The organism is Modestobacter excelsi (assembly GCF_005930495.1).
Taxonomy (GTDB): domain Bacteria; phylum Actinomycetota; class Actinomycetes; order Mycobacteriales; family Geodermatophilaceae; genus Modestobacter; species Modestobacter excelsi.
Map to the genome: position 1 here is coordinate 22,174 of NZ_SJEX01000062.1, position 9,445 is coordinate 31,618.

Genomic DNA, 9,445 nt, shown 5'->3' on the forward strand with positions numbered 1-9,445 from the left:
CGGCCCGCTCAAGGCCCTGTTCTGCGGCCGACTGGGCATGAACTGGGCACGGGACCGTCTGCGGTCGCCGCCGTACGCCGGTGTCACAACGCGGGCAGGGGCGTTGAGCGGACGGCCGTCACACGCGGCTCCGGAAGCGCGTCGCTCCGTCCGCCGTTGGACGCCCAGGCCCGAGGGTGATCCACGGAGCCGTCCTCGTCGCCCTGGGCGGCCCACTCAGAGACACACGCTGACCCGGGGCGGGACAGACCCCCTCGCCGACCTCGTCCACCACGCCGGCCGCGTCGTACCCGAAGTACCCCGGTCCGACCTGGGGCTGACCTCCCCGACATCGCCCCGGTCAGCACTTCCCGGTCGATGGGGTTCGCACTCGCCGCGCGCACAGCAATCCGGACCTGACCCGCCCCGCGCGCGGATCAGGAGCGTCGGCCCACCTCAGGACGTCGGGGTTCCCGTAGCTGGTGAGCAGCACGGCTCGCATCCGTCCAGTCTTGCTCGGAGCGGCCCGGCGACCAGCACCTACTGCCCCACACGCTTCCACGTCGACGAGTGGCCGCCGGTCGAGCCCGGACATGTCCCAGTTGCCGACCGTTGCTCTCAACGGCCTGCTCCGAGGCGGCGGGCCAGTCCCGGCCTGGGCCTGTTCGAACCTCCCTACGCACGATCGGCCTCGAGCCGCGCTGGTCCCTGGTAAGCGCCCGCCGCGCCGGCGTGCTGTGCTGAACGCAGCCCGCTGCGGCGCCCTGGGCGCGGCAGCGGGTCAGGCTCCGCGTGTGCAAAAGCCGCACGCGGGGCCGCCTTGCTCATGGGGACTGTCCAGCCGGGCTCGTCCGTGCCATGGTGCTTTGTGAGCACCCAGGGCGGCGGCGACTCGACTCAACGGGGGCAGCCTTCCGCGCAGGACACAGGCACCACGGTCGACCTGGACGAACTGGCCCGGCGACTGGCCGAGGCCGCGCGCGGGTTGCAACAGCAGACCGACCCTCAGCAGGTGTTGGACCGCGTCGTGAACCTGGCGGTGGCCATGGTCCCCGGTGCCGACGAAGCCACGATCACCATGGTCCGCGCCCGTCGCCACGTCTACTCAGCGGCGGCCACGGGAGACCTGGCCAGGTGGTTCGACGTCCTCCAGAACGAGACCGGTGATGGGCCGTGCCTGGATGCCATGTGGAAACAGCAGACGACCCGGGTCGACCACCTGGCCATCGACCCCCGTTGGCCCGTCCTCGGCCCCCGCGCCGCTGAGCGGGGGGTGGGCAGCATGTTGTGCCTCCAACTGTTCGTTCACGAGGACACGTTGGGCGCGCTGGACCTGCTCGCACAAGCGAAGTCAGCCTTCACCGACGAGTCCGAGCACATCGGGTTGCTGCTCGCCAGCCACGCCGCCATCGCCGTCGCCGACGCCCAGAAGTTGGGGCACGCAGCCCTGGCCTTGGTCAACCGGGACATCATCGGGCAGGCCAAGGGCATCCTGATGGAGCGGTTCCAGCTCACCGCGGATCAGGCGTTCGACGTGCTGGCCAAGGTCAGCCAGGACACCAACCGCAAGCTGCACGTGGTCGCCGAGGACCTCACCCGCACAGGGACGCTCGACCGCTGACCGTCCGTCGGTCACGACCACCTGGACACGCTGTAGCGCCCGCCCGAACGGACAGGAACCGAGGTCCCTGCAGAGAACGGCGGATTCGATCCTCGTGCTCGCAGCACACGCAACGGCCCACGGCACAGCTCCCGGCGCCCGACTTCACAACGGCCTCGAACGACCAGGCGACTACGACCTCAACGAGCGGCCGCACACTCAATTCCAGCCCGGAACGGCGCTCCCCAACAGTGGCCATGGGGCCTTCAGGGCGCTGTCTTCGGCCAGCGCCGCCGGGTTGTAGGGGATCACGCGGCGACGGACCGCGTCGTTGAGCGCCGACCGCAGGGTCGCGTGGATCCGGCGGACCGACGACGGCGACAGCCGCCTGGACCGCGTGCCCTGCCGGCGCAACGAGGCCAACGCCCGATCGACGTCGTCCACGGTCAGATCTGCGAGCCGGTAGTGCCCGAGCAACGGGATCCAGTAGTCCCGCAGGTGCTGCTGTGTGTGCAATGCGGTGGACGGGCGGAACCGGCCGGCGTCCTCCCACTCGGAGACGGTGAGTTGCTGCTGTGCGCACGTGGCTGCGCCGCGCAGCAACACGTGCGGACCAGGTTGCCCCGCCGCCGCCAGGGGAAGTCCCGGAGCATGGAAGCCGTGGTGCGCACGACCGCCGAGACCGAGACCGAGGTGTGGAACGACCCGGTTCGGGGCCACGTCGCGTTCCAGGTCCTGATCAGCCGGGACCGGACTCCGACGTCCTCGCTCTACACCGGCCTCACCGAGCTACCGCCGTCTGGCTGGCTCGGACGGCACAGGCACACCCAGGCCGAGGTCTACCACGTTCTCGAGGGCACCGGGGTCGTCGTCCTGGACGGGGCTGAGCACGCTGTCACTGGCGGATCGGTCGTCTTCATCCCCGGGGACGTCGAGCACGGCATCCGGAATGCCGCGGACGAGCCGCTGCGCTTCGTCTATGCCTTCGCAACCGACTCGGTTCAGGACGTGGTCTACCGCTTCTCCGCCGAAGCCTGAGTCTGAAACGGCCCGACCTCCGAAGTGCGGCGGGCTCAGCGGTGAGTCGCTGAGCCGGCGTCGGCGCGTGCAGCGGGGTGAGAGCCGAGCGGTTGCCGGACCCAACGGCATCTCGGACAGCCAGCAGTCACGGACCTGGGCGCCAACCCGCAACCGGACCCTTGATGCCGTGTCGCGTGGCGATCCGCTGAGCGATCGCGCTCGGGGGAACGTCGAGCCGCTCGGCAGTCGCCCGAGCGCAGATCACGACAGCGAAGACGTCACCCGGACGGGTGACCAGCACCCGGATCGGCCTGCGGTCGCCGCTCCCGGAGGTCGATGACTGGTCCATGGAGCAGCTACAACGACCGGTGACGGCGCGGCGCCGACCATCCTGGGCGCTGCTGCTCACCGTCGCCCTGTCGGCCCTCTTCGCCACCGGCGTGGGGGACCGGCCCGCCGGGGTGGCCTGGGACCGGGCCTACGACGTCGTCCTGTTCAACCTGCCCTACCTGGCTGCCGCAGCGGCCTGCTTCGCCGCGGCCGTGCGGGTGCGGAGCGAGCGGATCGCCTGGTCCGGTCTCGGTGCGGCGCTGACGCTGAGCGCGGTCGGCAACGCGCTGCGGGTGCTGGCGGCCGGCGTCGACGGCAACGGGCCCACGACCCCGCTGTCCGACGCGGTGACCCTGGTCGGCTACCTGATGCTCTACGTGCACGTCGTGGGGCTGATCCGCACCCGGGTGCCTCGCTTCCACCCCAGCATGTGGCTCGACGGCGTCATCGGCGCCCTCGGCAGCCTGTCCGTCGGGGTGGCCTTCGTGCTGGGCCCGTACCTCTACCCGGGCTCGGGCGGCGTGGCCGTGGAGCTCGCCGAGCTGGTGGGCCCGACGACGGACGTGCTCCTCCTGGCCGTGCTCGTGGCGGTCGGCTCCATCCTGGGAGTCCGCATCGACCGCACGCTCCTCACGGTCACCGCGGGACTGTGCTGCGTCTGCGCCTCGGACATCGCGCTGTTCGCCCTCCAGTTCCAGGGTCGCTACGTCGACGGCGGCCCGCTGGAGCTCGGCTGGCTGGCGTGCATGGTCTTGGCGGCACTGGCGGCGTCGGGTGCCCACGACCGGCCTGCGCCGGTCGACCGCAGCGGCGGCTCGCGCATCGGCTGGCGGCTGCTGGCCGTCCCGCTGGCCTGCACGGTGGCCAGCCTGACAGTCCTCGGGGTCGGCTGGGTCCACCCGATGCCTGCGGCGTCCGCCTGGCTGGCGATCGGTTGCGTCCTCGCAGGTGTGGTCCGCATCGCCGTCACCTTCCGTGAGGTCCGGAGCTTCAACCAGGTCACGCTGGAGGCCCGGACCGACGAGCTCACCGGCCTGGCCAACCGCCGGGCGCTGCTGGAGAAGGCCCAGCGGATCGTCACCTCGGCCACCACCCGCCGGCCCGCCGCCCTGCTGCTGCTCGACCTCGACGGCTTCAAGGAGGTCAACGACAGCCTCGGGCATCCCGCCGGCGACGACCTGCTGCGTCAGGTGGGCCCACGACTGAGCGACGCGCTGCGCCCCGACGACGTGCTCGCCCGGCTCGGCGGCGACGAGTTCGCCGTCCTGGTGCCTGACACGCGTCTCGACGAGGCGCAGGCCCTGGCCTACCGGCTGCGCGAGCTGCTGCTCCAGCCGTACACCGTGGAGGGCGTCCGGCTGCACGTCGGCGTCAGCATCGGCGTCTCGTCCACCCCCGACCCCGCAGCCAGCGTGCAGGACCTGCTGCGCTTCGCCGACGTCGCGATGTACGCCGCCAAGAGTGCGCGGGAGGGCGTCCACGTCCACGTCCCCGACTCCGTCAAGGCCGGCGGCGACCGGTTGCGCACCATGGAGGAACTGCGGACCGCGCTCACGGACGACCAGCTCGTCGTGTTCCTGCAGCCCCAGGTGGACCTGCGCGACGGCAGTGTCGCCGGCGCTGAGGCGCTGGTCCGGTGGCAGCACCCGACCCGGGGTCTGCTCGGCCCCGCCGACCTGCTGCCCGCGGCCGAGCAGGCCGGGCTGCTGCGACCGCTCACCGACACGGTGCTCGAGCTGGCCCTGGCGGCAGCCGGCCGCTGGTGGCCCGACCACGAGGTGCCGGTCTCGGTGAACCTCACCGCGGCCAACGTCAACGACCTCGACCTGCCCCACAAGGTCTCGTCGGCACTCCGCCGGCACGGGCTGCCGACCCGCGCGCTGACCCTCGAGCTGGTCGAGGACACCCTCATGGCGGACCCGGAGCGGGGCCGGGCCGTGCTCGGGGACCTGCGCAGGCTCGGCGTCCGGACGTCGATCGACGACTACGGCACCGGCTACAGCTCGCTCGCCTACCTGCGGAACCTGCCCGCCGACGAGCTCAAGCTCGACCGGAGCCTGACCGCCGACGTCGACCGCGACCCGCGGGCCGCGGCCATCGTGCGGCACACGGTCGCGCTCGCCCACGACCTCGGGCTGAGCCTGGTGGCTGAGGGTGTGGAGGACGTCGCGACCGGCGCCGTGCTCGCGGAACTCGGCTGCGACGTGGCCCAGGGGTACGCGATCGCCCGCCCGATGCCGGTCCACGACTTCCTCGGCTGGGTCGCCGCCGCCACTGCCGCCGTCGAGCTGGACCCGACGGCCGTCTGACCTCCGGCGGGGATCCGACGAGGGCGGCCCGCCGACTTCGGCAGATCTCACCAGGGGACACGCCGCCACGCTCGCGTGCCGTCTGCTGTCGACACACCACGCTGAGTCCCGTGACAGCATCCCCGATCACCGCCACCGACCATGTCCGATCACACCTCTTCGGCACCGGCGACCGGCAGTCGCTGCAGACCGGGACCGATCAGTGGCGCGACCTCGCGCCGGACATCCTCCGCCAGCGCCTGGTGATCGAGGGGGTCCCCGCCCGACCGATCGACGACGAGCTGATCCGGAGCTACCTGTCCGCGCTGTCCCGTGCGGTCGACATGGTGCAGCTCATCGAGCCGGTGACGCACCGCTCGGACCTGTACGGCTGGGCCGGGTGGATCCACTGGGAGACGTCCGGAGCGCACTTCTACGCCTGGGAGCAGCCGCGGCTGTTCTTCTCCGTGGACGTGTACACCTGCAAGGCCTTCGACGTGGACACCGCGATCTCCTTCACCCGTGACTTCTTCTCCGCGCGCACGATCGTCGCGAAGCCCTTCTGACGTGACCCTCCGCCTGCTCGTCGCGGACTCCCCAGCGGAGAGGGACGCCGCGCGCGACGCCGAGGGACGCGTGTTCCTGGCGGCGTTCGGCAACACGCCGGAGGTCATGGAGCAGGAGTACGGCTCCTACGCCGACAGGTCCCGGTTCGTCACGGTGATCGACGACTCGGACGGGTCCGCTCTCGGCGCCGCCCGACTCATCGTCCCGGACGACACCGGTGAGGTGAAGACGCTGGCCGACGTGGCAGGCGAGCCCTGGCAGCTCTCCGTGCCGGACAGCCTCCGGGCGGCGGGTCTCGCCGGCCGGCCGGTCTGGGACGTCGCGACCCTGGCCGTGGACCGCAGGCACCCCAGCGGGGTCGCCGGCGCCGAGGTCAGCCTCGCGCTGTGCCACGGGTTGTTCCGGCACTCGCAGGCCGGTGGCGCCCAGGGCCTGGTCACCATCCTGGACGATCGGGTCCTCCGGCTGCTGCGGGTGATGGGCGTGCCATGGGCCCCGATGGCCGGAGCGACGTCCGAGTACTACCTGGGTTCGCCGGCCAGCACGCCGTGCGTCTGCCTCGTCGACGCCATCGCGGGAAGCGTCCGACCGGACCTGGCCCCTGCCGTCGTCGGCGGCATCTTCCGCTCGATCGCCTCGGACCCGGCCGACCTGTTGCCCGGGCGCGGCGCCGCCTGAGTCGTCGCGCGCGGCGCGTCAGCGCCGGCGGCGGGTGCCGAAGATGCCGCGGGTGACCTCCCGGCCCAGCGCCGAGGCGGCCGAGCGGGCGAAGGAGCGGAACGCCGAGGACTTCAGCACCTGCCCCAGGACGCCGTCGTCGGCCGGCTCCGACCGGGTGCGTCGCCGTGCGCGCGGCGCCGCGTCATCGGCCCGTTCCCGTTCTCGCTCCCGCTCGGGCGCCCGGTGGGACGCCGGAGCGGGCTCCGGCGGTGCCATCCGCGCGGCCAGCCGCTCGTAGGCGGAGTCGCGGTCCAGCGGGGTCCCGTACCGCGCCTGCAACGGGGACGCCGCGACCGCCTGCTGCTGGACGGCCGGGTCCAGCGGGGCCATCGCCGACCGGGGTGCCCGGAGCATGGTCCAGGCGACCGGTGTCGGCGCCCCCCGCTCGCTGAGCACCGTGATCACCGCCTCGCCGGTGCCGAGCGCGCCCAACGTGTCGGCGATGTCGTAGGCGTCGGTCTTCGGGTAGGTGCGCACCGTCTTCTTCAGCGCGTCGGCGTCCTCCGGGGTGAAGGACCGCAGCGCGTGCTGCACCCGGTTGCCCAGCTGGCCGAGGACCGGTGTCGGCACGTCCGTGGGGTTCTGGGTGACGAAGAAGATGCCCACGCCCTTGGACCGGATCAGCCGCACCGTCTGGGTCACCGTCTCCAGGAAGGCCTTGCTGGCGCCGGTGAACAGCAGGTGCGCCTCGTCGAAGAAGAACACCAGCTTCGGCCGGTCCAGGTCCCCGACCTCGGGCAGCTCCTCGAACAGGTCGGCCAGCAGCCACATCAGGAAGGTGGAGAACAGCCGCGGCCGGTCCTGCAGCTCGCTCAGCTCGACCGCGGTGATGACGCCGCGCCCGTCCGGCGCCGTCCGCATCAGGTCGGAGGTCTCCCACTCGGGCTCGCCGAAGAAGACGTCGCCGCCACCGTCCTCCAAGGTGACCAGTTCGCGGAGGATGACGCCCGCGGTGGCCCGGGACAGCCCGCCCAGCTGCACGAGGTCGGCCTTGCCGGCATCGCTGGTCAGCCAGCTGATCACCGCGCGCAGGTCCTTGAGGTCCAGCAGCGGCAGCCCGGCGGAGTCCGCGTGGTGGAACACCAGGCCGAGGGAGCTGGTCTGGGTGGCGTTGAGGTCCATGACCTTGCTCAGCAGCAGCGGGCCGAAGCTGGTGACCGTCGCGCGCAGCGGCACGCCGGTGCCCAGGCCGCCCAGCGCCAGGTACTCCACCGGGAACCCGGTCGGCGTCCAGTCGTCGGCGGTGTCCGCGGCGCGCCGGGTGAGCCGGTCGCTCGGCTCGCCGGGGCGGGCCAGACCGCTGAGGTCGCCCTTGACGTCGGCGAGCACGACGGGCACGCCCTGGGCGGAGAGCTGCTCGGCGAGCAGCTGCAGGGTCTTGGTCTTGCCGGTGCCGGTGGCCCCGGCGATCAGTCCGTGCCGGTTCATCATCGACAGCGGCACGCGCACCTGCGCCGTCGGGTGCGGGACGCCGCCGTGGACCACCGAGCCGAACTCCAGTGCGGGCCCCGGGAAGTCGTAGCCGGCCGCGATCTCGCCGGCCACGGGGTCGGCCGCGGCGGCCGGGTCAGCGGTGGCCTGCTCGTCAGGTGTGGTCACGTCGTCCGTTCCGTCCGGGTGGGCACGTCGGAGGACAGCCTGCCTGGCACCCCCCGCGTCCGCCAGACGCCGACGGCGGCGCACCCGGTGGGGTGCGCCGCCGTCGGCGGTCGGTGCGTGCTCGGCTCGGCCCTCCTGCGGGGCGGGGGAGGAGGGTCCTTCCTCAGTGCAGCGGGGTGTCGACCGCGCGCTGGCGGGAGGCCTCGATCTCGGCCTCGGCCTCGGCCCGGCCCACCCACTCGGCGCCCTCGACCGACTTGCCCGGCTCGAGGTCCTTGTAGGTCTCGAAGAAGTGCTGGATCTCCAGCCGGTCGAACTCCGACACGTCGTTGATGTCCTGCAGGTGGGCCATCCGGGGGTCCGTCGCGGGGACGGTGAGGACCTTGTCGTCCCCGCCGGCCTCGTCGGTCATCCGGAACATGCCGATGGCCCGGCAGGTGATGAGGCATCCCGGGAAGGTCGGCTCCTCCAGGAGCACGAGGGCGTCGAGCGGGTCACCGTCCATCCCGAGCGTCTCCTCGATGTACCCGTAGTCGGCCGGGTACCGGGTCGAGGTGAACAGCATCCGGTCGAGCCGGATGCGTCCGGTGGCGTGGTCCAGCTCGTACTTGTTCCGCTGGCCCTTGGGGATCTCTACCGTCACGTCGAACTGCACGCCGATAGTGTGTCGTACGACGGGCCGCCGCGTCGGCGGAGGTCACTCCAGGGGGTGGGGGAGATCGCGGCGAGGCCGGGCGAGGAGTCCGACGGGGGAGCGCCGGAGGTGTCCGCCGACGAGGCAGCGGCACCCGCGCCACCGCCGTCCGAGGTGGCAGAGCAGGCCGGCTCCGAGGTCCCTCACCTGGTGGACGACGACGCCGCAGGGCCCTCCGGTGCCGGTGTGGTCGAGGCAGCGCAGGTCGAGCCGTCCGCGGACGAGCGCGCCGCCGCCCAGGCGGCTGTCGACCTCGCCGCGGTGAAGCAGTGGGCGGCAGACCGGGCCGCGGCCGAGCGCGCGGCCAGCGAGGCCGCCGACGAGGCAGCCGCCGTGCAGGCGGCCGCCGACGAGGCCGAGCTCGATCAGGCACGGGCCGAGCAGGCCGCCGCCGACCTGGCGGCCGTCCGCGAGTGGGCCGCGCAGCGTGCCGCCGCCGAGCAGGCCGCCGCCGAGCAGGCCGCCGAGGAGCAGGCCGCCCGGGCCCGTGCCGACGCCGAGCGGCTGGCCGCCGAGCAAGCCGCCGAGGAGCAGGCCGCGGCGAGCGCCGCCGAGCAGGCGGCCACCGCCCAGCGGGCAGCCGAGCAGAAGGCGGCGGCCGAGCGCGCCGACGTCGAACGGGCCCAGGCGGAGTGGACCGCAGGCCGC

9 protein-coding genes are annotated in these 9,445 nt (G+C 72.8%); 6 read left to right on the top strand and 3 right to left on the bottom strand.

Going from position 1 to position 9,445, the window contains the following annotated elements:
• The first annotated feature begins 847 nt into the window (after positions 1 to 847).
• Positions 848 to 1,600 (top strand): GAF and ANTAR domain-containing protein, encoded by a 753-nt coding sequence (locus tag FHL80_RS18095; RefSeq protein WP_138734763.1) that lies wholly within the window; start codon positions 848 to 850, stop codon positions 1,598 to 1,600.
• A gap of 198 nt (positions 1,601 to 1,798) precedes the next feature.
• Here FHL80_RS18095 and FHL80_RS18100 read toward each other — a convergent pair whose 3' ends face one another.
• Positions 1,799 to 2,185 carry a site-specific integrase gene (locus FHL80_RS18100; RefSeq protein ID WP_138734764.1) on the bottom strand — a complete coding sequence of 129 codons (387 nt, stop codon included), beginning with the start codon at positions 2,183 to 2,185 and terminating at the stop codon, positions 1,799 to 1,801.
• A 54-nt stretch (positions 2,186 to 2,239) separates the two neighbouring features.
• Here FHL80_RS18100 and FHL80_RS18105 point away from each other — a divergent pair, with 54 nt between their 5' ends.
• The 4 genes from FHL80_RS18105 to FHL80_RS18120 all read left to right on the top strand — a co-directional run bounded on the left by FHL80_RS18105 (position 2,240) and on the right by FHL80_RS18120 (position 6,462).
• On the top strand, positions 2,240 to 2,617 hold the full coding sequence (locus tag FHL80_RS18105) for a cupin domain-containing protein (RefSeq protein WP_439331103.1): 378 nt from the start codon (positions 2,240 to 2,242) through the stop codon (positions 2,615 to 2,617).
• Positions 2,618 to 2,889: 272 nt separating this feature from the next.
• A complete protein-coding gene (locus tag FHL80_RS18110; protein WP_138734766.1) occupies positions 2,890 to 5,238 on the top strand; it encodes a putative bifunctional diguanylate cyclase/phosphodiesterase in 2,349 nt (782 codons plus the stop codon).
• A gap of 110 nt (positions 5,239 to 5,348) precedes the next feature.
• On the top strand, positions 5,349 to 5,783 hold the full coding sequence (locus FHL80_RS18115) for an S-adenosylmethionine decarboxylase (protein WP_138734767.1): 435 nt from the start codon (positions 5,349 to 5,351) through the stop codon (positions 5,781 to 5,783).
• A 1-nt stretch (position 5,784) separates the two neighbouring features.
• On the top strand, positions 5,785 to 6,462 hold the full coding sequence (locus FHL80_RS18120; RefSeq protein WP_246078773.1) for a hypothetical protein: 678 nt from the start codon (positions 5,785 to 5,787) through the stop codon (positions 6,460 to 6,462).
• Positions 6,463 to 6,480: 18 nt separating this feature from the next.
• Here the strand turns inward: FHL80_RS18120 and FHL80_RS18125 are convergent, their stop codons facing one another.
• On the bottom strand, positions 6,481 to 8,103 hold the full coding sequence (locus FHL80_RS18125) for a helicase HerA-like domain-containing protein (RefSeq protein ID WP_138734769.1): 1,623 nt from the start codon (positions 8,101 to 8,103) through the stop codon (positions 6,481 to 6,483).
• A 163-nt stretch (positions 8,104 to 8,266) separates the two neighbouring features.
• The gene (locus tag FHL80_RS18130) at positions 8,267 to 8,758 is read right to left on the bottom strand and encodes an inorganic diphosphatase (protein WP_138734770.1); all 492 of its coding nucleotides are present in this window, start codon (positions 8,756 to 8,758) and stop codon (positions 8,267 to 8,269) included.
• A 108-nt stretch (positions 8,759 to 8,866) separates the two neighbouring features.
• On the opposite strand from FHL80_RS18130, the gene FHL80_RS18135 reads away from it, so the two are divergent.
• Positions 8,867 to 9,445 (top strand): hypothetical protein (locus tag FHL80_RS18135; protein WP_216870847.1); only part of this gene is annotated, 579 nt, incomplete at its 3' end.